We start from the raw sequence: 26,754 nt of genomic DNA on the forward strand, positions 1-26,754 counted from the left end.
CCTGCCCCGAAATCGGGTTGGCACCGAGCAGAGGAAAAAACGCAGATCCGCCTTGCCGAGACATGGTCCCGCCAGGCATGGCTGGCGGGAGGACGCGGAAAGAGGGGTCAGCCCTTGAGCTTTGCTGCGTCGAGACCGTTGCTGGTGCAGAAAAGATTGCTTTCCGTCTCGCCATAGGCCGAATAGGGCAGCGGCTTGATCGGTGCCGGGTAGGCGTTGACGACCTTGCTTTGTCCATCCGGCTGCCATTGGCCGATACGCGGCGTCAGCCAGCAATGCAGGTTGTCGGGGTCGGTGGTCACCTTGCCGCCGGGCGCGTCATAGGTCTGGCCACGAATGCCGGCCCGGATAGAATCGGCGGACAGATCGCCGGATTTCTCCACTGCCTGCTTCCACAGGAATACCTGGAAATAGGCGGCCTCGAGCGAATGGTATGTCACTGCCTTCGGATCGTTGACGAAGGTCCTGAAGCGTTCGATGAAGCTCTTGTTGGCCGGCGTTTCGATCGACATAAAATATGGAAATGATGTGTAGCTGCCCGCCGCATATTCGGCGCCCATGGCGGCGATCTCGATTTCGGAGGTCACTGTCGCGCAGATCGGGATAACCTCCTGCGAGAGGCCCTGGTTCTTGAACTCGCGGTAGAAGGCGATGATCGAGTCGCCAACCACGTTGGAAAGAACCACGTCGGCGCCCGATTCCTTGATCTTGCTGACCATGACAGCCCATTCGGAGTGTCCAAGTTCCAGATATTCGTCCGCCACCCATTCTGCGCCCGCCGCCTCGATCAGTTTCTTGGAAACCTTGGCCATCTCGCGCGGATAGACATAGTTGGAGCCAACGATGAAGAACTTCTTCTTGCCCAGTTTCTCGACAATCCAGGGAATGTAGTTGGAGAGCTGCTGGTTTGGAACGGCGCCGGAATAGACGACGTTGCGCGAGCACTCAAAGCCCTCATAGTGCGTCTGGTAGAACAGCATCGCGCCGCGCCGTTCGAAGATCGGCAGCACGGCCTTGCGGCTGGCAGAGGTGTGGCAGCCGAAGATGGTGGAAATCTTGTCCTTGAGGATCAGTTTCGATGCTTTTTCGCTGAAGGTCTTCGGATCGGAAGCGCCGTCTTCGACGACGACTTCCACCTGGCGGCCAAGAACGCCGCCGGCTGCGTTGATTTCGGCCACGGCCATCATGACACCGTTGGCGAGAAGCTTCTCGGCGACAGAAAGCCCGCCCGTCTGGGAGTAGAGCGCACCGACCTTGATAGCATCGGCTGCAAATGCCCGGCCGCCCAGCGCCGGCAAGGCGAGTGCGGCGGAAGCTGTGGCTGCGGTTTTCAGAAAGTCACGTCTGTTGAACACCATCTTGGTTCCCCTTTTTTTGATTGGCGCACGCGACGGCACTGCCCGGCTCTACGGCGAGGCTTTCATGCCGAAAAAATACTGGAAGGCCGACTTCACTGTCAGCAGATAACAAAAAACCCGCGAGGCTTTTCACAGCCTGCGGGCACCCTTGCCATCATCGCATCACGGCTGCGCCGCGTGCAACAGCGGCACATGGCTTCGCGAAACGAAGGGATGTGCCGGAGGTGTTCATCTGGAACACATCAAAAACTAATCATGTTTTTGGGAAGGGCGCAAGAGCTGTTCGGCGTTGATAATCGAATTGGCGATTTCATCGATTGGGACCCGCCGAGCCATCGCTTGCTCGCGCATTTCACGATACGCCTCATTCTCGCTCGTGCCGCGATTGGCCATGAGAATGGCCTTTGCCCGAGCAAGCTTCTGGTCTCCCAAGACCTTGCGCTTATATTTACGGGCTTCCTTGACGAGCCTTTGGCGCTCAAGCCAGAGACTGCGCGCTATGGCGAGATTTGTCAGCAGGCCGAACGGTTTGATCGGTCTCTCGACAATGGCAAGCGCGCCGCTTTCCAGAACGATCTGCAATGTGGAGGGATTTTCGTAACCGACGATGGCGAGCATGGTCGGAGCGGGATTGGGGAGGCACTTCAGCAGGCGTTCGATTTCCGGTCGCGCTTCGTCTTCCATGGCAAGAAAGACGACATCCGTGCCGTGTGGCAACTCGGCAGGGACCGGCCAGAGGCAACTGACCGTACAACCGATACGGCGCAGGTGATCAACGAGAAACTCTCCTTCGGATGTCCGGGGATGAATCACCAGAACCTTGAGGTCCCGCAAATCTCTAAGAAGGGCGAAAGACATCGTCGCTCCTTCTCAGACCTGAACACGATGTGGGAACGGCTGCGTCAGATCCGGGCGATATTCTCGCATGAAGGGATCTGGCGCCACGCGCAGCGACGGGTCATGGACGATGTCATAGCTGCCTTGCGCATTTACTTTTGCAACCCTTGGCCACAGATGGGTGTGGTTCGTCAGCCGGTCTATCTTCACAGCGCCCTGCGGAGCGTCGTACTCGACCTCGTAAAGGGCTGGAAGAAGCTGCTCCAGCCCGTCGCCACCGGCCCGCTGCAAAGCTCCCGCATAGAGATAGACCTGGAAATAGGCCGCTTCGGCCGGCGCGGTCGGCAGCATCTGCTGGCCGTATCGCTGTTGGTAAGCCAAGACGAAGGCACGCGCGCGAGGCGTATCCAGGGAGGCGAAAAACGGGGCCGCGGTGATATGCCCCTCGGCCACTTCCGGCCGCATCCGGATCACGTCGGCCTCGCTTGTCGACTGACTGGCGATTGGCATCGTCGCTGAATCAAAACCCGCCTCTTTGAACGCCGTGTAGAAGGGAATGATACCGTCGCCGACGATTGTCGAATAGATGACATCCGGCCGTGCCGCGCGAATATGCCGGATGATTTTGGCGACATCTTCGGGTTTTAGGTTGAGAGGAACATATATTTCGTCCAGCACCTGACCGCCCAGCTGAAGAAAGAGATCGCTGATCGTCCGGTTGGATTCGTAAGGGTAGACGTAGTTCGAACCCACAAGGAAAACCCGCTTTCCATAATGCTTGGTGAGGAAGTCGACCAGCTGCACGGAGTTTTGGTTGGGTGCGGCCCCGGTGTAGATGCAGTGCCGAGAGTATTCAAACCCCTCATACAGTGTCGGATAGAATAGCAGGGCATCTCGAGCTTCGATGACGGGCAGTACGGCTTTGCGGGTGCTAGACATATGGCAACCGAAAACGACCCGGACCCGATCCTCGTCGCAAAGCTTGACCGCAAGTTCCTTATAGAGATTGGGCGTCGATTTAGGGTCATAGGCGACAGGCTCGATCATCCGGCCGAGGACGCCGCCAGCCGCATTGATTTCGTCAATCGCCAGCAAGGTCGCGAACCTCTGGGTTTTTTCGACGGCTCCGGTCACACCCGTCTCGGAGAACAGCACACCGACCCGCCAGCTTTCTGAATGCATCATCGCCCACCAAAAAATAAAAAAGCTCCCGCCCGTTTCCGGTCGAGAGCTACCCTGCTCATGGAATATCAGCGGCCCGTTGAAGCCTGCAAAACGATGATGTCAGTTTCCTTGTCCGGTGGCAACATAGAGGAGAGCTGAAAACACTCGCAAATCTAAAATCATGGGATCAAAATTCTTCCGCGTGTTCGCCTGAGCATCGAGAATACGCACACACCCTCTTTGCTCCACCGAGCGATGTCTAACTACGCTTCATCCGCGCGGCGCTATTCGGTAGCCTGGATGGAACGCGATATGGACATCGGTTCCACCGCCAAGTCGGCTTCGACAGCGGCGGCCAACACCACATTGCTGAGCTGTAACCGGAGGCAATTTATGTCTCAGCTGGATCTTCGATCGCCTTCGCAAGGCGTTCAAGTTCGACGGAGTAGCAAAAAAAACTGAACAGTACCAACAGGATCAAAGCCCCCTGCAGAACCGTGTGACCAAGCGGAGGCAGCGTGTTGGATTCCGGCAAGTGTCGAAAGAAGATCGTTGAGAACAAGACGCCTCCGAACAGGAAGGCCAGGCGTGCGGCAAACGATAAGAGGTGAGATACGAATATGGAGTGGAACGGTGCGCGGACCTCGACCCAACGCATTCTTGTCCAGTAGCTTGCCTGTAAAAGCAGCGCAACCGCAAGGATTGTGAGCAATGTCGACACGGGCACTTGTTGGCGTTCGCCAAGATGGGTGACGACGGCGTAAAAGATCGGGAAGATAGCCCGGAGCAGGAATGCGACCGCCAGGGACTGGAGCACGATGAGTGATCCGTAAGCGAGAGCATTTTTCCTTCGATCAGTCATCATGCGCATTCCGTTCGAGCCGCCTGGAGAGGCTGCGCCCTATGGGTCAATGGCCCACCGCCGGCGCAATGATCCCTAGACGCCCTAGCCCACTGACAATCAGCTGGACTGCGACAGCGGTCAGCAAAATCCCGAACACGACCTCTGAGACGACCATGCTCGCTGGCTTCATGTGTTTGGACAGCTTGTCGGTATTGGTAAAAACGACATAGTCGAAAGCAGCGACAATCAGGATCAGAACAGCGACAACTACCGCGCTGGCGACTGAGACAACTTCGCCAGACGCCAGGATTATGACGGTTATGCCGACGGGGTTGAGCAAATAGGGAACCGCAAGCGGGAACACTGCGAGTTTGTCCGGATCGATCGGATCGGCAAGCTCGTCATGCGGCTTTTCCGTCGGTCCGGATGCCATCTTGATCGCTATGAGCGCAAGGATGATGCCACCTGCCACAGCGACGGCGCCGCCGGTTATGTGGAGAAGTCGCATCAGAAGCGCGCCGGTCGCAAAGAGGATCAGTGCTGTGACGAGTGCTGTCAGTACCATCTGGCGGCCGATGCGCACTTTGGTCGCGGTGTCGAAACTATGGGTTTTCTCAAGAAACGGCACGAGGGCAATTTTTGGACCCATGCCGATCAAAAGCAAAAGAAGAAGCTTTCCGACAAGCGTGGCGTCGATGGTGTTGAAGTCCATGGAAGATCCCCTTCGTTGATGATCTGCGCGTGCGCGAGCAGCATGATTGTCCCAGCCAAGCAGTTTCAGTGCGGGCAAACGTCCCAGAAGCCGGTCGTTTTGGCCGGAGACGTGTAATACCAGCACTGGCCGGGCTGCGGCGGTGTACCAGCCAGTGCGACAGCTGCTGCACCGGTGACGACGCCAATGGCTGCGCCTGCAGCTATCGCGGCGCCCGGCCGCCAGTAGCGGCGGGGAGCAACAACGACAACGCCGCGCCGCGCTGGCCGGTAGGCCGGGGCCGCAGGCCGATGGGCAGGGCGATATGCGGGTGCATGACGACGTCCGGCAGCAGCGCAACCGCGCGGTCCGCACGCCGCCACACCGCAGCCTCGGGGGCCGCAGGCTGCAGCCCCACGACGGGCTTCAGCGGTCGAGGGTAAAAGAACCGGTATGCTGATCAGCATCAGCACGGCGATCAGGCTGAGTAGGTGTGATACGATTTTTGAGGTTTTCATTTCATATCCTCCTTGTGATCTTTGATGGCGTTTCGCCTGGTTCACTTCGTGATCAAGCTGGCCCGGGCACGGTCACGGCGTTGTGTTTTGCCAGCGCCTGTTGGGCAGCGGCAGCAAGACCCTCTTCCTTTCCGCCTGCGACTTGCACGGTCGGAACGGCGATCTTGATGCCTTGGGCGTTGAATGCTTCCCGCAGCATTGCATAAGCTCTGCGACGGATGGCCGATTGCAGTTGGGTAGGTTTCAACGTCATCCCAAAGCTCAATTTTATTCCAATGTCTGTGATCTCTTCGACGCCTTTCATTTTGAGGTTCTCAATAATGAACGGCTGGAATTCGGGGTCATCGTACAGGGCTTTGCCCACGGCTTTGGTGATTGCCTTGACCTGGGCGACGTCGGATTCGTAGGACACGGACAGCAGGAATTTGACCACTGACCAGTCGCGGCTCATGTTCTGGACGGCACCCAGTTCACTGAATGGGACGATGAATATCGGGCCCCTGTGGTGCCTAAGCTTGACCGAGCGGAGACTGAACGCCTCGACGGTTCCTTTGTAACTGCCGCTCTGAATGTATTCACCAATCCGGAATGCATCGTCGAGTAGATAGAACATGCCGCTGATGATGTCCTTGACGACGGTCTGCGCACCAAAGCCAATGGCGACGCCTACGACGCCAGCACCGGCGATCAATGGTCCGATCTCGATTCCGAGTGAAGACAGGGCCATCATGATCGCAATCGCTGCAAAAAGGATCATGACGAAGTTGCGCAGGATCGGTAGAAGAGTTCTCAAACGGGTACGCCGCCGCTCCCGCTCGCTTCCAATCTCAAGCGCGGCTTCCGTGTCTCCCATTTTCCGATCGATCAGCACTTTAACGACATTCCATGCCAGATCGACGACGAGGAGAATGATGCCGGCGCTTAGCACTCCACGTAAGAGCCGTAGCGCGGGTGAATCCTGCATCGTCATCTCGGTCAGTCGAACGTCCATGACATCGGCGAGGAAGAGGATGGCTGCAACGATCAGGGCTGCCCTTATCCCACGCTCGACGACAACCGAAACCACTGTGACACGTTTATGACCATCCTCTTCAGCGCCGGAGCGGCGCAGAATGTTGTTTATAGATGCTTTGGTAAGAACGATCGCGCCTGGCAATGCGGCGCAGACGACCATAATCCAGAAAAGCGTCGTCGCGCCCGCCACCCAGAGCAACCAGATACCGGTTAAATAGGCAGTCCAAAGCCAGTTGCGACCATTCAATCCAATCCGGCTGCCCTGTAACGTGGAGGAATGAGGCGGGCGTCGCCATATGGCCTCGATAGCAATGCCGAGAAGAATGAAACCCAGGAAGTAGGCCGCGAGCTGCCGCGCCGGGATCGATAGGCCAAGCGTACCGAGAAGCCGGATGGTCACCCAGCCAAAGGCGTACCAACCCACGAGATAGCTCAGTCGTTTTGCCCAGTGACCTGCCGTCTCGTCAGAGATCGGAACCACGCGGAAATGGCCTTTCTCGTTCGAGCGTGGCGCCAAAAACACATCCAGTACTGCGCTGGCGAGGCGGTAAATGACGACAGCGAACAGGAAGCCGACGACGATTTCCCTGACGATCGGTGGCCACTCAAAAAGCAGGAAGAAACCGATGCTGCCCAGCCCGAACGACAGCACGTAAAAAGCCGCCCAGAGCAGCCGGGCGGTTATGGCAATAATCCTGTGCCAAACGGTCGTGAACGAGGCTTCCGCCATCCATGACCGCCAGCCAGCACTGATCCACCAAAATACCCATTGAGCGGCAAGTCCTGCGACAACAAACGCGACCACCAGCACGATGGGCCGGGTCCCGCCAATCGTCTTGATGTCCTGCTCAAGTAAATCGGCGCCACGCATTGCTTCGGACGGAAAAGAATGTGCAGCGTCGACCATTGCGGCGGCATGGGCGCGGAAACGCATTGTCGATGCGGCAAACGAGGGACCCGCCTCTGCGCTGGTCGAAGGCGGCGCTTCAGGATTCGCTCCACGAGCAACGTGCTGCAACCATTTCTGAACATCGGGATCCGACATTAGGGTGATGAAGTGCTGGACATTGGGTGGTTGTTCCGCCGGAGCGGGCGCGCCAGGCATTTGCGCTGCTACGGCTGAGATGCCAACGAAAAGGATGAGCATCGCCGCAATAGACGTGCGAGATATTTTCATCAGCAAAAATTTCAGGCGCATTACCATTGTCTGTCCCTGTTGTGGTACCTCGGCGCCCTTCCGAAGGACGCTCGACCCGCTAGTGATGACATGCTTCAGTCGAAGTGTTCGGTGTGTTGCAGTGCGATGATTTCCGTGTCGTGCCACCTGAACCAAGAAGGGACTGAACGCCCCCGGCATAATTGTCTCTGGTGTCGGCATCGACGACGGCAACCGGAGCGGCAAGGATCAGCCCTGCGGTACTGCCCACTGCCGCTGCCGTGCCGGTTGTTGCTGCAAGGATCGTATCTCCAAGGCCAATCTTGCTGTCCGTCAAAGTCTGTCCATCAGAAATCCGGGCTCCAATCAGCCGGACGATCTCTGGCGACTCCGCGAACTTCCCGTGGTTGAGGCTGTCCCCGGCTTTGATCATGGTGAGGTCGATTACCGAGATCTGGCTTTCGGCCAATTCACTCTTGTAGGGAGGCTGCTCAGGGTCGATAGCGCCAAGCCTCGCGACGTTGCCCCACACTCGGCGGGACACGGCCAATGCCCGATCATCCCGGGAGACAAATAAAGTGAATTTCGGATGCTTTTTGCCCATGTCGGCGATCTGTTGCCGGAAGACGTCGACGTCGACGTCGGGAGATGCGAGCATCACATTCTTGAACTTGGCCGGAAGGCTTCCATTGCGAATGGCCATTTGACGAAGCGCCTCGAGCGCGAGCCAGTTACCCATGGAATGAGCAAGGATCGAAACTTCCTTCACCTGCTTATCCCTGGCCAGATATTGAAAAAGCAACTCCAGGGCATTGCGCGTATAGTTGGTGCTCTCGCGGTCGTAGCCGTACGCAAGTAGGCTTCCGCGCGACGGCCAGGTGACCAGTACGGGAGCGCTCGCTACGCCGGAATCCTGGACGATTTGGGCAAAGCGATAGACCGAGTCTTCAAATCGATTGTTGAAGCCGTGAATGAAGACCAGCACGCTGCCGTCACGGCTCTTTCTGACGGAAGCGCTCAGCCATTTCCGGGCATCGTCGCGGCTGATTTCCTGTGCCTTTAACGTCGCAAAATCAGTGGCTGGATTGGGAGGAATCCTTTTCGGCCAGGCAACATTACCAATCTTGCGGACATTTCCCGGAGGGATGGACACGGTGATCTCCGCGAAGGCCGCATCCCTTGCGCGTTCACCCGTAAACATCTCGCCTTTGTTCGCGGAGCGACTACGCGTTGTTGTGATCAGCATGTCCACCTTGGTGGATGTGGGGGCGCTATCGGCAACAGGGACAAGAACGTTTGTCGCGTGGCCGCCGCAACCAACGAGAGCTGCGAACATCACACAAAAAGGGAGCCTTCCCATTCGATATGGAAAGCGTCCGTTACGGAGGTCCCTTGTATCGTTGCCGTTCACCAGATCGCCCGCCGCCATTTGTCACAGCTTTGTCCTCGCCACGTCGGCGCACAAAAAACCTATGCGAATGACGGGCTGTTTTCCCGTAACATCGGGTATGTTACGGGCATCCGGCGGACGATGCCGTCATCTGAATGCGTGAAAGTGTGGAAGTTGCCAGAGACAATCACACGCGGCCCCGTAACCGTCGTCTTTCTCGCCCGCTCGCTAGCGTGGTAAAACATGCGAGGCCTCGACGGTGCTGCAATCCGACCCCGGTAAGCTGACCGCACCAGCGTATATTACGGTAACATACTGCACGAGCCGCGCTTCATCAAAGAATATGCCATCGAGACATTCGGCGTCGCCGTGACGCTGTGACGGTGGGAGAGGACAATGGATGAAGGTGTGGCTGCGGTCAGGCTGCGGTTTCCCACAAGAGTTCAGGCCATCAACGAGCTTGCGTCGCGGGACGTCATATTCTGTGAAATCTGCCAGGATTTTGCCGAAGCCCAGACGGAGTTGGCAAGATGGGAGGCGGCTTCTTCCGATCCGGTCCGAGATGACCGTGTGGCCGAATACAAGGAATTGTTGGCGGCCCTTGGCAGAGAGATTGAAGATGCTCTCGCCCGAGCCACCGTTGTCTCTCTTCATCGCTCACCCGGTCCGCGCCCGGTGTAACTCCGCCTGATGGGCAGTTAACTTCGAAGGAACAAGATCGTGGCTTCCGAGATATCACACGAGCCTGTAACTACCCCGCCACCCCGCAATCCCCTGCGGAGGATCGCTTTCGCTGTCGTTTGTCTGGCGCTGGTCCTGTTCGTGCTGTCAGTCTTCATGGAGCGGCGGACACCATCAACATCTCAAGCGCAGGTCCAGGCGTATGTCGTTGGTATTGCGCCTGAAGTCACAGGTCGCGTCGTGGAAGTGGGCGTTAACGACAATACGCGGGTGGAGGCCGACCAGGTCCTGTTCCGAATTGATCCCCAGCGCTACCAACTCGCCGTGAACGAGGCGGAGGCCGGTCTGGCCAGTGTCGGCCAGTCAATCGGCGCATCGACCGCTGCAGTGGATGCCGCCCAGGCAAAGCTTGTCCAGATCCGTGCCGACAGGGACAACCTTCGCGACCAATATGCCAGGGCCTCCGAACTCCTCAAAAACGGCGTGTTTTCAAAAGCCCGTTTCGACGCCGCCAAATCTGCCTTCGATCAGGCAGAGGCCTCGGTTTCCGGTGCGCAGGCTGATCTCACCAAGGCTCGCGAGCAGCTCGGCCCTTCCGGAAACGACAATCCGCAACTGCGCGCAGCTCTTGCTGGATTGGAGAAGGCCAGGCTGGACCTGATGCATACCACAGTGCGGGCGCCTTCGTCCGGGGTTGTGACAAACCTTCAGCTCACCAGTGGCAAGGTCTTGCCAGCCGGCCAACCGGCCATGACCTTTATCGATGTGGGCACCATCTGGATCAATGCCGCGTTCAAGGAGAACAGCCTCGAAAATGTCGTCGTCGGCAACAGGGCGGAAATCCTTTTTGATGCCCTTCCAGGCCGACTGTTCCCTGCCACGGTAGAAAGCGTCGGCTTCGGTGTCTCGCAAGGGAGCACGGATCCGAGCACCGGGTTGCCAACCATGCGCAGTGACAGCGGCTGGGGCAAGGAAGCGCAGCGGTTTCCGGTCCGTCTCAATATCGATGAAGCTCAAAGACCTAAGGGCGGCGTACGCTACGGTTCGCAGGCGACCGTCATCATCTATACCGGTAACAATCCGGTCACCAATGCTTGGGGATCACTCTGGGTCCGTATCATGTCGGTGCTCACCTATGTCAACTGACAGCACCGCCGCCGAGCAGAAACGAAAAGGATTGCGGGTCGCTCTTGCGGTTTCGATCGGCTTTGTGCTGGCGGTGTATTGGGGGGCCTTTGTTCCGTTCCTCGGGCCGCTTTTCGCCGCGCAATTTCTGCTGGGAAGCTCTCGACCGATGCCGCTTGCCAAGACACTTGGCGCGGCGCTCGTCATTCTGGTCTCGGGAATGGCGATGATGATCTTGACCAGCAGCCTCGGCAATCGTCCTGTTCCCTTTCTCCTGCTTCTGGGGCTGACCTATTTCCTGTGTTTTGCCTTACAGACGTCGGGAAAGGGCGGGCCTGCGGTCTTTCTGGTGTTGGTGGTCGCGATCATCGTGCCGCTGCTCGGTATTTTGGACGATGAGTTGGCCAGTTCCATCCTCTCGATCCTTGTTGGTGGCGTGTTGTCGGGCACGCTTTTGACGTGGCTCGCCCATGCGATCTTTCCCGAACCGGTAGTTCTGGACGGAAGTGCCGCGCCATCCTTCGACCAGCCGCCGGCTCTGCTGAGAGCATTGGCAAATACGCTGATCCTGCTGGCATCTGTCGTGATCTGCCTGACGAGCGACAATCTGACGGCCGCGGCGGTCATTCCGATCACCGTTGCATCCTTACTCGGCCAGCTCGACGTCGCCGCAAGCACGCGGGCAGCTGTTGGGCTTATAATGGTCAATCTATTCGGCGGCGTCCTCGCATCTTTAGCTTATGCGATCCTCACGCTTCGCCCCAACCTGTTCTCGATCTTTCTGATTGTCCTTGTCGTTGCCCTCTTTCTGGGAGGTCGGGCAGCAGCTCGGACCAGGGAGGCGCCGATGTTTGCCGGTGCCCTGACGATTTTCCTTATCCTGTTCGGGCTCGGTGTGTCGCCCCTGCCTGGCAGCGCTGCGGAAAGCTTCGCCACCCGCATTGTCTATATCGCCGTAGCTTTGACCTACACTCTGTTGCTCGCCACCATTCTGTGGCCCAGAAGGCCACACCTGAGAAGGATAAACCCATGAAAACGCAGCTAGTGTGATTTCTACAGCGGTGCGTGGATCTGGAAGTATCCGCGTAAGACGTGGGCGTTCGAAGAAGGCCTGAAGGAAAGAGATATTGGCGTCACCTTTCCTACCTGCCCGTTTGGTACGTCGCAGCGGGCGGCATTTCGATTTTCAGCGTATTAAGCCTCTGCGCTAGCGCGGCTGCAAATCCGAAGCACTGATGGTTATCGCGGCGGGGTCTTTAACCTTGGGAGGCAGCATTCCGGCTTTGCGAAGTCCCTCTATCAGTCGGTCACTATCACCTGGCTGTACGTTCCGCATCGCCAGTTCTTCAACGACGTTTGGCAGGAAGTCCGGGCGCATTCGAACGAAAATCTCTGCCTCGTGCCGGGCTTGATCCATCATTCCGGCATCTGCGTATATGACCGCCGCAACCGCATGAAACAGCGGAAATTTTTGCATATCAGCCTTGGTGATCTCGCGGACGGCGGTTGAATTGTCGTGGAGCATGTAGGCTGCAAGAGCGCGTGTGCCGTTATAATAGCCGCTGCCGCCTGGGTTGAGTGCGATAGCCTGATCAAGTAAGTTGGCACCCCGTTGCCACTCGCCGCCAAGGGCTAGTCTGGTGCCGAACTCGCCCATCAACTCGGTGTCGTTGGGGTTGGTAGCGAGGGCCACTTCGCCTACTCGAATCGCCTCGGTAAGCTCCCGGTTGAAAAACAGGGCCATCATCAACGCCTGAAGCCCCCGCGTGTTGCTCGCATCAAGCTGGGTCGACCGTCGCGCCGCGCGAAGCGCCCGCTGCAATGGTGTCTCCGGACCTTGGCCCCTATTGAATTTGAAGCGGTCTTCATCGAGATAGATGATTGATAGCATCGCCCAGGCAGTGGAAAAGGTCGGATACCGCGCAACGGATGTTTCCAGGCATTCGCGAACGTGTGCATGCTCTTCGGGGCTGAGCTCGCTACGATATGCGTAAAAGCGCAGGCTGCATTCGTATGCACCAAGATCCTGCGGTGGAGGATTTGCCGTGTCGGCCTGTGCCATCACACCATATGGCTGCGCAATGGCGGTGGCGACTCTTCTGGCCACGTCCGCCTGTATGGAAAACAGGTCTTTCGATCCGAGATCGTTGTCATAATCCCGCGACCAGACTATTTCGCCATCGTCGGTGTCAAGAAGACGGGCTGTCACGCGCAGGCTGTTTCCAGCAGTTCGCACACCCCCGGTCAGAAGATAACGGGCCCCAAGCTCTTCCCTAACTTTGGATACATCGACGTCCGACGGCAGCGCTTTGGACGTCTCGCGACCAAAGACCTTGATCTCCTTGAAGCGGGGCAGGGCAGTCAGAAGCTCCTCCGTAAGCCCGAGGCTGTATAACTGGGCGTTTGGTCCATCGCCCAAATTGGCGAAAGGAGCCACAATTAGGGCGGGTCTGTCGGGAGCCGTGCTTTCGGCTAACTGTTCTGTTGGCGCCAATCTTGAGTGACTTGAGAATTGATAGGCAGACGCAGCCGTAAGCAGGGCAAGGCAAGTAAGTGAAAGCCGCCTCACGCTCCACCATCGGACCATCGGCGATAGCTGTGATGCCGGAACGGACCCATTATCGACCTTCTTGGAAACGACCGCAGTATTCAATGAGAACACCGGGGCATATCCGCCCTTCGGTATGTCGATCCTGACCGGGTCCTTGTGACCTTCCACCAGATAATAACGTTCCAGCGAACGCCTTAGACGCGCGGCCTCGATCCGCACGACCGGATCGTCCTGCGTGAAGCTTTCATTGCGGCCGAATACCTCAATTGCGATGGAGTAACCCTTGATGCGGGCGGCCCGCCCGGCGATGGCTTCCTCGACAACATATCGCAGAAATGCGGCACTTCGCCCCAAGCCGGGAAACTCCGCGCTCGCGACGATGCGTTCGAGTTGCGACCGGACTTCCTCTATTCCCGGAGGGTCTCGTGCTGCAGTTGAAGCCGTGGACACCGTCGTCTGCATAGCCGCCTCCCGTCCCCCTCGAGATTCATCGCATGCGTGTAGTGTGTTGTGAGCTTACACCCGAGATATGGGCTCGTCCATTGTTCCATCGAGCCGTCGCCTGTGAAAGCCCGCTGTTTTTGTCTTTATATGCACATAAGGCTAACGCCTTGAGCAAACGTTTCGTTAGTTGCGGTGCCCGACGATTGCACCCGATCAGGCATTTAAGATCGAGAGCGAGCTGGTTGCCATGTTCTTGACGTCCCAACAGCATGTTCCCGGTGGTGCTACATTTCCATCATCTATGCCGACTGATACGTCCGCTTTCCGTGGACGGCAACGCCGTAGTTTCGACTGTAACAGAGTTGACTCTGGCAACTGGGCAAAGCGCCTGCATTCCAGTCGTGAATTGCGAGGCGCTATGGCCGCCTGCTAGCAACAATTGTCGGGCCTCCTGCAAGCTGAGATGCTTTTGGTACTGACTAGGAACGAACCCTGTTATCGCCAGAAAATGGCGATGCAGGCTTGCGCGGCTCATGCCGCTGGCATCGCGATTTTCGACAGGGTAGATGCGGTGTTCGCGCCTCTTTTCCGGTACTTCGGTTTCATCGACCCGCCATAACGCAGATGATATTTCAGGGTCTCCCGCGCGCCACGCGATGGCGCGAGGCTTTGGCTCTACGAGCGAGCGTCGTCGCAGCGGTCAGTCAGGACTACGGTCAGCGGTTCAAGCAACATCTGGCCGCGCACCGGGTGCTTTTGGCGGATTGATGCCCCCCAGCCCAGCCTTTGCTCGCTTGGTGTCTTGACCCGGGGGCGCTCCGAAGAGGCGCTTGTACTCACGGCTGAACTGCGAGGCGCTCTCATAGCCGACGGCGAACGCAACTTCGGCTGCACCTGCCTGGTTCGCGATCATGCGTCGGCGGGCCTCATGGAGCCGGATATATTTCTGATACTGAAGCGGGCTGACGGCGGCGACGGCTTTGAAGCGATCGTAAAAGACGGATACACTCATGCCGGCAAGTGCCGCGACCGCCTTGAAATCGAGACGTTCGGCGTAGTGGTCGCGTATCCAGGCCATTGCCTTTCGGATGTGCATCAGACGCGAGTCAGCCCCGGCAATCTGACGCAGCAGGCCGCCATGCGGCCCCATCAGCAGCCGAAACATCAGCTCATGCTCCAGAGACTGAGCCATGACCGGGATTTCGGATGGGCGATCGAGCAGTTCTACCAATCTCCCCCAAGCACCGAGAAGCGACGCACTCGCGGTGCTGACGCCGTATCCCGATTCCATCGGCAACTCCGGCATCGCCGCCATCTCAAGGACGAGGTCGGACAGCATAGGCGGGTCCAGATATAAACCGATTGCGACAAACGGTCTGTCTGGCGACGCTTCGCAAACTTGGCCCAAGGCGGCAATCTCGGCTGCGACGATCATGCTCTGGCCGGGTCCGTATTCAAACATCTTGTCGCCGATAAACATGCGCTGCGTACCCTGGATCACCAGGGACGCCGCAGGATCGTAGATCAGCGGATCGACCTCGGTCGTATGGTCGAGAGTATACGCAAACAGTCGCGGCAATTTAAGACTGGGACGGCCAGCATGGCGCATGGCGATGGCGCGTATTTTGTCGAGTTCGCTCATGGAGTCACCCTAAGTCGATTGCCCAGTTCTATCAAGTATTCCGGAAGATCAGGCAAGAGTGCCGGAAGTTTCGGCATCGTGGCATTGGGGTCGAACTCCTACTATCGCGGCAAGACAGAGGCCAACGGGGCTTCTGATGGCCCAGGAGAAACTGCCATGCCCACCCCAATCGAAACCGTTTCGGCTTTTTGCGCCACGTTCGTTGAAGACGGCGGAAGGCCAGCCGTGCGCCGCTGGTTCACACCCGCCACGCGCTGGGTCAATGAAGGCGTGTCAGTCACGACGGGCGCCGACGAGGCCATTGCGATGATCGACGGACTGGAGAAATCGCTGGGAATATCGACAGTCCATATCGATATGCTCGCGATTGCCGCCGATGGATCCCGCGTTCTCACCGAAAGGCTTGACCGGTTCGAGCGCGCCGACGGCAGTGAAATCGGGCGCGTGATGATCATGGGAATTTTCGAGCTCGAAGGCGACAAGATTGTCGAATGGCGGGACTATTTCGACGTAACCGCCGTCCAGAAGTTCTCTGCCGGCTAGCACGGCAGCTTGCGAACGATGATGTTGAGTGCAGGGACTATTGTCTCCGCACTCAACACAAGGCAGTCGACTGGACTTTCGACGACAGGCCGCAATCCTTCCAAAGCAGATGGGCCACGTCCCGAAGGCTTCGCACCGCGAAGACTTCAAATTGTCAGTAGGTCTTTAGCTGGAAGCGAATTGTCATGTCTTTCGAGAAACTCCACCATGGCAGCCTTGAGCGCCACGCCACTGACGCGGGTCCTCATCATATCCCTGGTCAGCGTCGCAATGATCTCGGCAGCTTCGCAGACCGGCAGACCACCATCCCTGATATTGGAGACACAATTTCGGCTGGAATCCAGGTTTCCCGACTTGGGCACCGAGGCTGTCGGCAGCTGAAAGTCCCGGACGTTCGCCGACAAGCACGATCGTCAGTTTTGCACCTAATGCCTCACCGGCAGGATCGCCGAGCGCGACGCGCGCCTGGCTCGCCAGCACAATTGGTGCAGCGGTCAGGTTCAGGATAGCGAGCTTCGGAACAAGCGCCTCGATCAACGGCACGGCATTGAGATCGATCGCGTGGGACGACAGGCCATCCGCGACGATAATTGCGACATCATAGCCATTGATCGTTCTCTCATGTTTCAGCCGTTTTTCGGATTCCGCCGCAAGCCGCCGGCCAAGATCCGGCCGCCGCACATAGGTGCTTCGGTCACTTGCCATGCTATCGACATTGACAGCCGGAAGGCCGAGACGATCGAGCCTGTCTGCCAGCGAGGGCCGGTCGACGCTCGTCCAGACCGCTTCGCGTGCCCGCGCGTGGTCGAGGAGGAAGGCAAGTTGAGCGCGTGTCGGAAGACCCGCGCCATGACGGCCGAGCGAAACACGCGCATCGGTCATATCCTTGATAGTGAGGTTTTTTCCGGCAGCAGTGGGTTCTCTCACCTCTTCCATGTCAGGCTCCGATCAATGCGCTGTTGCGGACATAATTGGAAAGCGCGACAGGCTCGCCGACCAGCGCGCCATCTGGATCGGTCAGGCCGATTTCGAAAAGCCATTTCTCGAACTCTGGTGCGGGTGGCCGTTTCAGCGTCTCGCGGCAATAGACGGCATCGTGATGCGATAGCGACTGGTAGTTCAGCATGATATCGTCGGCGCCGGGAACGGTGATGACGAAATTGACATTGGCTGCGCAGAGGAGCGTCAACAGCGTATCCATATCTTCCTGATCAGCATCGGCATGGTTGGTGTAGCAGACGTCGACGCCCATCGGCAGGCCAAGGAGCTTGCCGCAGAAATGATCCTCGATGCCGGCACGGATGATCTGCTTGCCGTTGAACAAGTATTCCGGCCCGATGAAACCGACGACCGTATTGACGAGCAGTGGATCGAACTCGCGCGCCACGGCATAGGCACGTGCCTCCATCGTCTGCTGGTCGACGCCGAAATGCGCATCGGCCGAAAGCGCCGCGCCCTGTCCAGTCTCGAAATACATGACGTTTGCGCCCGGCATGCCACGACCAAGCGACCGCCCCGCCTCATGTGCCTCCTTCAGAAGCGCCAGATCGATGCCGAAGCCGCGATTGGCCTTTTCCGATCCCGCCACCGACTGGAAGACGAGATCGACCGGCGCACCCCGTTCGATTGCCTGGATCGCCGTCGTTACATGGCCAAGGCAACAGGTCTGTGTCGGGATCGCAAGCTTTTCCCGCAATTCGTCGAGCAAGGAAACGATGCGGATATAGTCATCCGTCGTATCGGTCGCGGGATTGACGCCAATCACGGCATCTCCCGACCCCATCAGCAGCCCGTCGATGGCAGACGCTATGATGCCGCGGCTGTCATCGGTCGGGTGGTTGGGCTGGTTGCGGGTGGAAAGCCGCCCGGCGAGCCCGATCGTGTTTCGGAATCGCGTCACGACACGTCGCTTGGCAGAAACAGCTATCATGTCCTGCAGGCGCATGATCTTCGACACGGCCGCGACCATTTCCGGCGTCAGTCCGAAGGTCACCGCCTCCAGCCGCTCATGCGACGTCTCGGGCTTGAGCAACCATTCGCGCAATTCACCGACAGTAAGCGAGGAAACTGCGGAAAAGGCTGCCGGATCGTGCCGTTGCGCGATCAGTCGGGAAACCTCGTCAGCCTCCGACGAAATGAGCTCCTCGCCGAGAAATGCCTTCAAGGGGAGATCGGCCAGCGCCATCTGGGCTGCCAAGCGCTCGACCGGGCCTTGCGCCGCAATGCCGGCCAGCTGGTCGCCGGAGCGCTCCGGGGTTGCTTTCGCCAGCAGCATTTTCAGATCATCAAAGCGGAAGACAGTCTGCTCGATTGTCGTCGTATAGGGCATTTGTTCACGTCACCGGTTGAGGAGGGCCAGGGCTTCGTCATGAAGTCTCGGGGTGGCCGACGCCAGAACCCGTCCGTCGGAATGGATCGAAAGCGCATTGCCCCGCCAGTCCGTAATGCATCCGCCGGCACCCGTCACAACGGGCACGAGAGCCATGTAGTCGTAAGGTTGAAGTCCCGTCTCGAGAGCGATGTCGCAATGGCCGGAAGCGATCAGACCATAGATGTAGCAGTCTCCACCGAAACGCCGCAGCCTGGCTTTGCGGGAGAGACGCTCGAAGCTTTCAGCTTCGCTGTCCACGAACATGTCCGGCGAAGTCGTATAAAAACGCGCGCTGGAGAGGTTTTCGCAGCCGCTGGCGTGGGCCGGCTTGCCAGCAAAGAGTGTCTCTCCCGGCCGGCCCTGCCAGCGTTCGCCGGTGGCTGGAATATCGATCAGACCACAGAATGGCTTTTCCTGAAATGTCAGTGAGACAAGCGTACCAAACAGCGGGAAACCGGTGATGAAGCTCTTGGTGCCGTCGATCGGGTCCAGCACCCATGTAAAGGCGTTACCTTCCTTTACGCCGAACTCCTCACCATGGATGCCGTGATCGGGAAAGCGCGCCTCGATCATCTCGCGGAGATGTTTTTCGATCGCCCGGTCGGCGATTGTCACCGGGCTATCGTCGAGTTTTGAGATAACGTCGAGCGGGGTCCGGAAATAGGAGAGCGCCAGCGGACGCGCGGCGTCGGCAAGTTCCGCGGCGAAGGTGATATAGGTCGCAGCTTCTTGCGGGCTGATATCGGTGACGGGCATCAAAGGGCTTTCAGGAACAGGGGCCAACGGGGATCGTGGATAATCGAGCGGGCGCGCATATGCTTCCAGATTCCGTACTTGTAAAAGTCGAAATCGAGGGTCGATATCCGGTTTTGTACCATCGCCCAGGTGCTCCACTTGATGTCGGCGAGTGCCTTGTGGACGATGAAGCGTGCGTGATGCGCCTTGTCGTAACGACCGAAATACTCCTCGATTATCTCGCAGTCGGTCGCCTCGGAATAGAACATCTCGCCACTCCAGATCGCGAGATCGTAGAGCCTCTCATTGTTCGACGCATATTCGAAATCGATCAGCTTGATCGACTTGTCTTCACCGATCAGGAAATTGCCCGGCATCGGGTCGTTGAAACAGGGAACCAGATCGAGCCCGGATGCCTCAAGCGCGGCGCGCGCCTGTCTGTAGTTGCGCAAGAGCCAGTCGTGGTCGAGCGGCCAGTGGCCGTCAAGCTGGCGCACTTGGTCGAAATGTTCCTCGATCATGTCGAAGACGGTTTTTGTCAGGGGCAGGGCAGGGGCATCGTGAAACTGCCGATAGACGCGCACCGCTTCGTTGCGGATCGCCGGGTCTGCAAAATCCCTATGTGTCGAGGCGCGGCGACCGTCGATGAACTCGGCGATTTCGATGTCGAGGTGATCGAGATAGTCGAATGTCTTCGGGCCGATGCCGATCACTTCCGCCTGCTTGCTGGCGGCAGCGGCGGCCTTGCGATCGATGAACATCTCGGTGCCGCGGCCGGGAATCTTTAGAAAATACCCACGCTCTTCGCCTTCGACCTCGATGCGGAAATTGGTGTTGCTTATTCCGCCGGAAACCGGACTGTAGCGCAGCCTCCGTCCTTCCCAAGGTGGTACCTGGATGATTGCAGCCTCAACTGCCCGTTCGGCATCGGATCGTGCCATTCCCAGTTCATTCATAGGCTTGTTCCCGTTATTGTTTCTAGCCCGTTATCGTTCTCGTATGCCTAGAGCGCTCTGAGCCTAGCCTCGAAATCCGGCTGGCCGAGCAGCATTCGGCAACGCAGGAACCGCCAGCCGGCATATTTCAGGAATTCGACACCCCGCGGAGGCGAACGAAGCTCCAGTACGAGGCTGCGCAACGCCCAGTAGAGGTCGTCTGCCGCCGCATAGACACGGCAGCGGTTGAAGTTTCTTTCGCTGAAACCTCCATCGTGCATTTCCAGCAAGGGCCTCATCTGGCTTTCGAACTGGTAGAGTTCGTTCATCTGAACGCCGAGCTGGTAGTAGGGGTCGATGTCGGCGGCCATGTCGAAGTCCACGAGCTGCATTTTCCCGTCTGGGCCCAGCATGACATTCGAAGCCTGCGGATCACCATGGGCCGGTTTCAGGTCCATGCCGGCCGCTGAAACTGCCTCGCGGATCGGCGTCATCCAGGAGAGCATCCATTCGACATCGCCGGGCAGGCTGGTGGCATCGGCACTCACGATCGCCCAGAGCTGATCGATGCCGTCGAAGACTGACCATGTTCGGCCAGTGGAAACACTCCCTGCGATCGTCGTCTGCATCTCGATCAGGCGGGCAACAGTTTTCGGCTGCATCAGATCGTCGATCCTTGCCGCTCGCCAGCCGTCGCCAAGTCGGGCAAACAGCATGCTGGCCGTCCCGGCATCGTAACCAATCGGCTCTGGCGAAAGACCAAGGCTGTGAAAACGGTGTGCCGCAGCATTTGCGGTCTCGGCATCCACGAGATCGGTTGCCTCATCGGCACCGAGACGCAGGAAATAACGTGCCTCCCCGTCTGTCGGCGCGACCACGAAACCGCAGGATTCGACGGCATGATAGGACGGCGATGCGACAGCTGCCGTCCCCGGCGCATAGGAAGGGGTGTCGCCAATCACTGCGGAAAAGACTGAAAGCGCCTTCTCCGCGCGGGCTTCCATCGGTGATTGAGGAGAGCCCGATCTCTTCATTCGGCAGCCTCGCTGAGTTCGACAACTTTCAAACCTTCACAGGCGATCTTGTAGAGCATGTCCGCCACTATCTGCGTGCCAAGGGCCTGGTCTTCAGGCGAGGTATACTCGGTCGGGTGGTGGATGACGCCGTCACGGCTCTGAACCGCCAGAACCACCGCCGGGCAGACATCGGAAACGGCAACGGCATCATGGCCGCCGATCGTATCGAGGTGACGGGCGCTCTGGCCGAGATGCGCCGCAGCACTTTGCGCAAGCGTCACCAGGCCCGGCGCGAACCTTCCCGCCTTTCGGCGGTCGATGGAGCGGACCTCCGAGGTGACGCCGGCTTTCATCGCCGCTTCCTCGATCTTGATCTTCATCTTGCGTTCCGCCTCCGTCAGGACGTCTGGCGATCCCGAGCGCAGCTCGATGAACAGCACGGCTTCGGCCGGCACGACATTGGGTGAATTGGGGAAGACTTCCAGGCGGCCAACCGACGTATGCAGGTCCAGCCCGTGTTCGGTCGATATCTGCTTGAGATCGGCGATCAGATAGGCAGCAGCAAGCAGCGCATCCTTGCGATCGGCCATCGGGGTTGCGCCGGTATGTGCCTGGCGTCCATGGAAGGCGAGCCGATATTTTGTCGCGCCCCAGAACCGCGTGAAGATACCGAACCGCTCCCCGGCGCGGCTGAGCGTCGTGTCACCTTCTATATGCAGCTCGATCAATGCGTCGGGAATTTCCACCTTTTCCTTGCCAGCATAACCGATCTCGTCCAGCGACTGGCGCACCGTAATGCCATCACCGTCGGCCCGTTCGAGCGCCCATTCCAGGTCAATGGCGCCGGTAAACACGCTGCTGCCGAGCAGGCTCGGCTGGAAACGGGCGCCTTCCTCATTGGTCCAGTTGACGATCTGGAAGTTGCAGGCGGACAACCTGCCTTCCGCCTTGAGACGTTCGCTGACGGACAAAACCGCCTCGCAGGCGGCGATGACACCAAGCGCTCCGTCGAACCGGCCGCCGTTCGGCTGGCTGTCGATATGGGAGCCGACCATGACGACGGGCGCATTTGCGCCCGCCAAGGTCATCTTGCCGAACTGGTTGCCGATCGAGTCCACGGCCTGCTCGAAGCCGTTTTCGGCAAACCAGTGCCCCAGCCAGTCGCGCGCCATTCCGTCTTCCCTGGAAAGCGTCAGGCGGGTCATCGAGCCATCGGGGCCGCCGCCAAAAGTGGAGAGGGTCTCCATCAGCATCTGGAGCCGCTCGGCATTGATCGGGACAGGGGAGGAGGAGACGTCAGGCATGTATGATTTCCACTTTGGATTGATTGAATTGATCTGAAAATTCCCGCGCGATGACGCCGCTGGTCACCACCGCGTCGATTTCGCTGAGGCCGAATGTGTGGATGGAGCCGAGACGACCAAACTTGGAACTGTCGGCAACAATGATCGAACGTTTTGCCTGGGCCTTGGCGACGCGGCGCAGGATCGCCTCGTCCTCGCCGAAATCCATGAACCCGCGTTCGGCGTGAATGGCGCTGATGGCGATGATCGCGATATCGAAGAAATGCTCCTTCAGCGCGGCCACGGTCTCATGGCCGTATGTCGCCTGATAATCTGGGCGCATGCGACCGCCAAGAACCCGCACACTTGCCTGCGGCAGATTGAAGAAGTGGGCTGCGACCGCCAGCGAATTGCTGACAACGGTCAAGTCCTTGCGCGTCTCGATATGTTTCAGGCAGGCAATCGTTGTGGTGCCGGTATCGATGAACACCTTCATGCCGTCCTCGACTAGCGACGCTGCCGCCTCGCCAATCTTGGCCTTCTCGCGTGAGCTGACGCGCAGTCGGTCGGTAAACGGCTGATCGCTTTCCTGCTGGTCAAGGACCGCGCCGCCATAGACGCGGCGGGCATAACCGCGCATCTCAAGTTCCTTGAGGTCGCGCCGGATCGACTCCTGGCTGACCTGCAGATAATCGGCAAGCTCCCTCACATTGACGCGCTGGGTTTGCTTCAGCATGTCGAGGATAAGCTTGAGGCGATGTTCGGTGAAACTCATGAATGCACCCTGGATTCTAGTGATCGTTGCGGCCCCGTCTGTGGCGCCGCAACCATGGTCAGGCTAAAGCCATTTGACGTGTTGCGTCATCGAGAGCCAATGGCTGGATGAGATGACAGGCGGCGAAATCCTGGCTGCCACGCGCGGTAAGCGCGGGCTGCAGGCTGCCGCATTTCTCCATCGCACGCGGACAGCGCGACTTGAAGCTGCAACCTGGAGGAATATCGATCGGGCTTGGCGGTTCACCTTCCAGAAGGCAGTCTTCCGCCTTGTAGCGGCGTTCTTCAAGTGTCGGCATCGCGCTGAGCAACGCCATTGTGTAAGGATGTCCGGGATCGAAGAACAACCGCTCGTTATCAGCCAGTTCGAAGACCTCGCCGAGATACATTACCGCCACGCGGTTGCAGACCTTGCGGACCATCGCAAGGTCGTGGGAGATAAAGATGTAAGTGAGGCCGTATTCCTTCTGCAGCTTCTGGAAAAGATCGAGAAGCTTGAACTGTTCTGTCTGGTCCAGGGCAGAAAGCGTTTCGTCCATGATCAGTATTTCAGGCTCCAGAACCAGCGCACGGGCAACGTTGATGCGCTGGCGCTGGCCGGCACTCAGGCCGATCGGCAATTCCTCGTAGAGATCGGCGGAGAGTCCGACTTCGCCCATGACCTTGAGCACCCGCTCACGAATTTTGGCACTTTCCTTCCATCCGTGCGTGCGAAGTGGGCCCTCCAGCATCTTCCCGACCGATGTGCGTGGCGGCAGGGAGCCGAACGGATCCTGCAGTACCATTTGCAGCTTCTTGCGGAAGGTCAGAAGGTCTTTGCCACCGAGCATGGCGATATCGTCGGCACCGCACAGAACCTGGCCGGAGCTCGGCAATTCCAGCCTGCTCAGAAGCCGCATCAGCGTCGACTTGCCACAACCGGATTCACCGACGATCGCGAAACTGTCGCCGCGCCGGACATCGAATGTGACGTTGCGAACCGCACGCACATGGTTGAAGCCACCGAAGCCGGTCTTCTTCTTTACCCTGTAGACCTGTGAGGCGTCGCGCAGGCTCAAGACAACGTCGCGTTTGTCGTTGAGACGCGGCATCTCGGTCTTTTCGATCCAGATCTTCGGCGTCTGTTCAACAAGCTCTTTCGTATAGGCATATGCAGGGGCAGCGATCAGCTTTTCGGTTTCCTGTTCCTCGACGATGCGACCTTTCTCCATCACCAAAATCCGGTTGCAGGCTTCGCGGGCAACGGGAAGTGAGGAGGAGACGAACAGCACAGCGGTATTGAAACCGTCGGTCAGTTCCTTCATCAGACGGATGACCTGGGCTGCGACGGTAACGTCGAGCGGCTGGGTGACGTTATCTGCAATCAGCAGCGCCGGGTTCGTCACCAACGCATCAACGATCAGTGCGCGCTGCATCATGCCGCCGGAAAACTGCGAAGGGTAGTCGCTGAAACGGCTGCGAGCCGAGGGAATGCGGACGGCCTCCAGAAGCTCGATCGTGCGCTTTTCCGCCTCTTTCCGCGAGGTGCCTGGAACGACCGCACGCAGCTTCTCGACGATCTGGACGCCGACCGGCAGCGTCGGATCGAGTGCACCCATCGGATTGGCGCCGACATAGGCGACCCGGCGGCGCAGGGTACGCATCTCGTTCTCGGAGATGCCGTAAATATCCTTGCCTTCGAAGAGGACGCTGCCGGAACGCACGGAAAGCGGCGGTTCCAGCCAGTTGACGACTGCCTTGGACAGCACCGTCTTGCCGGCTCCGCTGGCCCCGACCACACCGACGATCTCTCGCGGCGCGAGGCTGAAGGAGATATTGTCCAGAATAATCTTCGCCTTATCCGAGCGACCGGCATTAACGGTGAGGTTTTTCAACTCAAGAAGCGGCTTGATCATCACTCGGACCCTCCGTGAATGGTGTTGCGGGCCCGTTCCAGCGAAGCGCCTATGAGATTGATGCTGGTTAAAGTGAGGCCGAGGAAAATGCCGGGCATGGTAGCGATCCACCAGGCGTTCAGAAGATACTTTCGGCCATCGGCAATGATATTGCCGAAGGTCGGCGTCGGCGGCTGGACACCCAGGCCGAGGAAGCCGAGTGTCGATTCAAAGATCATCATGCGTGCCACATCAAGCACCGAGGTGAAGATCACCGGCGGCAGGAGCAGCGGCAGAAGCAGGCTGACGATGATGCGGAAATCGGTCGAGCCCCCAAGTTTGGCAGCGCGCACATATTCCCGCTGCCTTTCCGTCATTACAATGCTGCGCATGATGCGCGCATAGACCGGCCAGCTTGAGAGACCAAGCACCAGGACGATGGCCGGAATTGTCGGGCGCGACACGCCAAGAACGGCGATCGCCAGAATGATCATCGGGATAGACAGCTGCGCATCGGTCAGACGCATGATCAGCATGTCGATACGACCGCCGAAGTAACCGGCGATCGTGCCGAGGGCGCAGCCGATGATGAGTGTCACTGCAACCGATGCAATCCCGATCAGGAAGGAATAACGCAGGCCGACAAGCGACCTCACCAGCATGTCGCGGCCAATCTGATCGGTGCCAAGCGGGTGGCCCCAGCTCCAGTTGTCGCCGAAGAAAAGTGGCGGCAGAAGGCGGGCCTTCACATCCATCTTGGTCGGGTCGACGCCACTGATTTCCGGATAAAGTGCGGCGGCAATCGCAAGCAGCAGGAAGATCGTAAGGCCAATGCGAAAACCGGGCGTCGATGCGGCGCGATCGAATATGCGGCGCGCAATCGAGCGGCTTGCCATTTTCGATATGATCGGGGTGTCGAGTGCGGATGTGATGGACATCAGTATTCAAGCCTCGGATCGATGGTTGTTGCGACGAGATCGACGACAATGTTGATCAGTACAAAGATGGCGCTCGTGACGATCGCGATACCCTGGATCAACGGAAAGTCGCGCTGCAGCACGGCATTGATGGTCAGAAGGCCGAGCCCGGGATAATCGAAGATATATTCGACGATGATGACCCCGCCGAGCAGGCTGGAGAATTGCACACCGAGCAGGTTGAGAAGCGGCACCGAGGCGTTGCGCAGGGCATGGTTGGAGATGATCCGCGAACGGCTCAGGCCACGTACGCGTCCGACCGCCACATAGGGCTCCATCATCTGGCTGGATACGGAACTGACCAGCGTGCGGATCAGCACCGGAGACAATTCGACCGCCAGCACGATTGCCGGCAGGATTGTGTAGGCAAAGCCCTGATAGCCAATGGCAGGAAGCCATCCGAGCTTCACCGAGAAAAGCAATGCCAGAACGATGCCGAGCCAGAAATTCGGCAGCGAGATGAATATCGATGAGATGTAGAAGGCAAGCTTGTCTGGCCATCTGCCGATCGAAAGCCCGCCCGCAATGCCGATGATTGCCGAGAAGACCAGTGCAATCACCAGCGTCACGGCCGCCAGTTGAAGCGTCATTGGAAGTGCATCGAAAATCAGGTCGAAGACCTTCGCTCGTTCGCCGCGAGTTGAGTCGTTGAATGTCGCGCCACCGGTCGAGGCGCCGTTTGCCGGGCGCACGAAGGACTGGCCAAGATCGCCACGAACCACACCGCCCATATAGCGACCGAATTGCACCAGTATGGGATCGCGAAGGCCCATGTCGGTTGCGATCTTTTCGATCAGTGCTTCGGGCGCCATGCCGCCCGCCATAAGGCGT

The 26,754-nt window shown here is 58.5% G+C and carries 23 protein-coding genes and 2 pseudogenes; 4 read left to right on the forward strand and 21 right to left on the reverse strand.

Going from position 1 to position 26,754, the window contains the following annotated elements; genetic code table 11:
* Nucleotides 1-107 precede the first annotated feature (107 nt).
* The 8 genes from T18_RS24625 to T18_RS24660 form a co-directional block, all read right to left on the reverse strand.
* Nucleotides 108-1,358, reverse strand: a complete 1,251-nt coding sequence (locus T18_RS24625) for a transporter substrate-binding domain-containing protein (protein WP_038497277.1) — start codon at nucleotides 1,356-1,358, stop codon at nucleotides 108-110.
* A 249-nt stretch (nucleotides 1,359-1,607) separates the two neighbouring features.
* Nucleotides 1,608-2,216, reverse strand: coding sequence for an ANTAR domain-containing response regulator (locus T18_RS24630; protein ID WP_003516987.1), 609 nt, complete (start codon nucleotides 2,214-2,216; stop codon nucleotides 1,608-1,610).
* Between the two features lie 12 nt (nucleotides 2,217-2,228).
* A complete protein-coding gene (locus T18_RS24635) occupies nucleotides 2,229-3,380 on the reverse strand; it encodes a transporter substrate-binding domain-containing protein (protein WP_013637554.1) in 1,152 nt (383 codons plus the stop codon).
* A gap of 370 nt (nucleotides 3,381-3,750) precedes the next feature.
* The gene (locus tag T18_RS24640) at nucleotides 3,751-4,224 is read right to left on the reverse strand and encodes a hypothetical protein (RefSeq protein ID WP_038497271.1); all 474 of its coding nucleotides are present in this window, start codon (nucleotides 4,222-4,224) and stop codon (nucleotides 3,751-3,753) included.
* A gap of 43 nt (nucleotides 4,225-4,267) precedes the next feature.
* A complete protein-coding gene (locus tag T18_RS24645) occupies nucleotides 4,268-4,915 on the reverse strand; it encodes a MarC family protein (RefSeq protein WP_003516981.1) in 648 nt (215 codons plus the stop codon).
* Between the two features lie 65 nt (nucleotides 4,916-4,980).
* On the reverse strand, nucleotides 4,981-5,412 hold the full coding sequence (locus T18_RS24650) for a hypothetical protein (RefSeq protein WP_013637556.1): 432 nt from the start codon (nucleotides 5,410-5,412) through the stop codon (nucleotides 4,981-4,983).
* A 52-nt stretch (nucleotides 5,413-5,464) separates the two neighbouring features.
* Nucleotides 5,465-7,630, reverse strand: a complete 2,166-nt coding sequence (locus T18_RS24655) for a mechanosensitive ion channel family protein (RefSeq protein ID WP_038497267.1) — start codon at nucleotides 7,628-7,630, stop codon at nucleotides 5,465-5,467.
* 52 nt (nucleotides 7,631-7,682) lie between these two features.
* A complete protein-coding gene (locus tag T18_RS24660; protein WP_038497570.1) occupies nucleotides 7,683-8,942 on the reverse strand; it encodes an alpha/beta hydrolase in 1,260 nt (419 codons plus the stop codon).
* 426 nt (nucleotides 8,943-9,368) lie between these two features.
* Here T18_RS24660 and T18_RS24665 point away from each other — a divergent pair, with 426 nt between their 5' ends.
* From T18_RS24665 to T18_RS24675, 3 genes are read left to right on the forward strand one after another with little or no spacing between them, the layout of a single operon-like run.
* Nucleotides 9,369-9,653: a hypothetical protein gene (locus T18_RS24665; RefSeq protein WP_020808308.1), complete on the forward strand. Its 285-nt coding sequence runs from the start codon at nucleotides 9,369-9,371 to the stop codon at nucleotides 9,651-9,653.
* Between the two features lie 39 nt (nucleotides 9,654-9,692).
* Nucleotides 9,693-10,799 (forward strand): HlyD family secretion protein, encoded by a 1,107-nt coding sequence (locus T18_RS24670; protein WP_038497260.1) that lies wholly within the window; start codon nucleotides 9,693-9,695, stop codon nucleotides 10,797-10,799.
* Nucleotides 10,789-11,811, forward strand: a complete 1,023-nt coding sequence (locus tag T18_RS24675) for a DUF2955 domain-containing protein (RefSeq protein WP_038497257.1) — start codon at nucleotides 10,789-10,791, stop codon at nucleotides 11,809-11,811. Before T18_RS24670 ends, T18_RS24675 begins: the two co-directional genes overlap by 11 nt.
* A gap of 174 nt (nucleotides 11,812-11,985) precedes the next feature.
* Here the strand turns inward: T18_RS24675 and T18_RS24680 are convergent, their stop codons facing one another.
* From T18_RS24680 to T18_RS24695, 3 genes and pseudogenes are all read right to left on the reverse strand, one after another.
* Nucleotides 11,986-13,791, reverse strand: coding sequence for an adenylate cyclase (locus T18_RS24680; RefSeq protein ID WP_038497254.1), 1,806 nt, complete (start codon nucleotides 13,789-13,791; stop codon nucleotides 11,986-11,988).
* 349 nt (nucleotides 13,792-14,140) lie between these two features.
* Nucleotides 14,141-14,320, reverse strand: a pseudogene (locus T18_RS28095) (helix-turn-helix domain-containing protein); the annotation flags it as partial.
* Nucleotides 14,321-14,497: 177 nt separating this feature from the next.
* Nucleotides 14,498-15,415 (reverse strand): AraC family transcriptional regulator, encoded by a 918-nt coding sequence (locus tag T18_RS24695; protein WP_038497251.1) that lies wholly within the window; start codon nucleotides 15,413-15,415, stop codon nucleotides 14,498-14,500.
* Nucleotides 15,416-15,571: 156 nt separating this feature from the next.
* Here T18_RS24695 and T18_RS24700 point away from each other — a divergent pair, with 156 nt between their 5' ends.
* Nucleotides 15,572-15,958 carry a limonene-1,2-epoxide hydrolase gene (locus T18_RS24700; RefSeq protein ID WP_003516962.1) on the forward strand — a complete coding sequence of 129 codons (387 nt, stop codon included), beginning with the start codon at nucleotides 15,572-15,574 and terminating at the stop codon, nucleotides 15,956-15,958.
* A 146-nt stretch (nucleotides 15,959-16,104) separates the two neighbouring features.
* Here T18_RS24700 and eutC read toward each other — a convergent pair.
* The 10 genes and pseudogenes from eutC to T18_RS24750 all read right to left on the reverse strand — a co-directional run.
* Nucleotides 16,105-16,894, reverse strand: a pseudogene (gene eutC, locus T18_RS24705) (ethanolamine ammonia-lyase subunit EutC).
* Between the two features lies 1 nt (nucleotide 16,895).
* Nucleotides 16,896-18,287: an ethanolamine ammonia-lyase subunit EutB gene (locus T18_RS24710; RefSeq protein ID WP_003516960.1), complete on the reverse strand. Its 1,392-nt coding sequence runs from the start codon at nucleotides 18,285-18,287 to the stop codon at nucleotides 16,896-16,898.
* 9 nt (nucleotides 18,288-18,296) lie between these two features.
* Entirely contained in the window at nucleotides 18,297-19,085 is a 789-nt protein-coding gene (gene hisN, locus T18_RS24715; RefSeq protein ID WP_003516959.1) for a histidinol-phosphatase, read from the reverse strand.
* Nucleotides 19,085-20,020, reverse strand: a complete 936-nt coding sequence (locus T18_RS24720; RefSeq protein ID WP_003516958.1) for a choline/ethanolamine kinase family protein — start codon at nucleotides 20,018-20,020, stop codon at nucleotides 19,085-19,087. Before T18_RS24720 ends, hisN begins: the two co-directional genes overlap by 1 nt.
* A 47-nt stretch (nucleotides 20,021-20,067) precedes the next feature.
* Entirely contained in the window at nucleotides 20,068-21,033 is a 966-nt protein-coding gene (locus T18_RS24725; RefSeq protein ID WP_038497248.1) for a phosphotransferase, read from the reverse strand.
* Nucleotides 21,030-22,319, reverse strand: a complete 1,290-nt coding sequence (locus T18_RS24730) for a Zn-dependent hydrolase (RefSeq protein WP_019565881.1) — start codon at nucleotides 22,317-22,319, stop codon at nucleotides 21,030-21,032. Before T18_RS24730 ends, T18_RS24725 begins: the two co-directional genes overlap by 4 nt.
* The gene (locus tag T18_RS24735) at nucleotides 22,312-23,073 is read right to left on the reverse strand and encodes a DeoR/GlpR family DNA-binding transcription regulator (RefSeq protein ID WP_038497245.1); all 762 of its coding nucleotides are present in this window, start codon (nucleotides 23,071-23,073) and stop codon (nucleotides 22,312-22,314) included. The genes T18_RS24730 and T18_RS24735 overlap by 8 nt, the downstream gene beginning before the upstream one ends.
* Before the next feature lie 58 nt (nucleotides 23,074-23,131).
* On the reverse strand, nucleotides 23,132-24,967 hold the full coding sequence (locus T18_RS24740) for an ABC transporter ATP-binding protein (RefSeq protein WP_038497242.1): 1,836 nt from the start codon (nucleotides 24,965-24,967) through the stop codon (nucleotides 23,132-23,134).
* On the reverse strand, nucleotides 24,967-25,884 hold the full coding sequence (locus tag T18_RS24745) for an ABC transporter permease (protein WP_038497239.1): 918 nt from the start codon (nucleotides 25,882-25,884) through the stop codon (nucleotides 24,967-24,969). Before T18_RS24745 ends, T18_RS24740 begins: the two co-directional genes overlap by 1 nt.
* Nucleotides 25,884-26,754, reverse strand: an 871-nt coding sequence (locus T18_RS24750) for an ABC transporter permease (protein ID WP_323455279.1), incomplete at its 5' end; no start/stop codon positions are given. The genes T18_RS24745 and T18_RS24750, both read right to left, overlap by 1 nt.

Source organism: Rhizobium sp. TBD182 (assembly GCF_001950375.1).
In the GTDB taxonomy this organism is placed as follows: domain Bacteria; phylum Pseudomonadota; class Alphaproteobacteria; order Rhizobiales; family Rhizobiaceae; genus Agrobacterium; species Agrobacterium tumefaciens.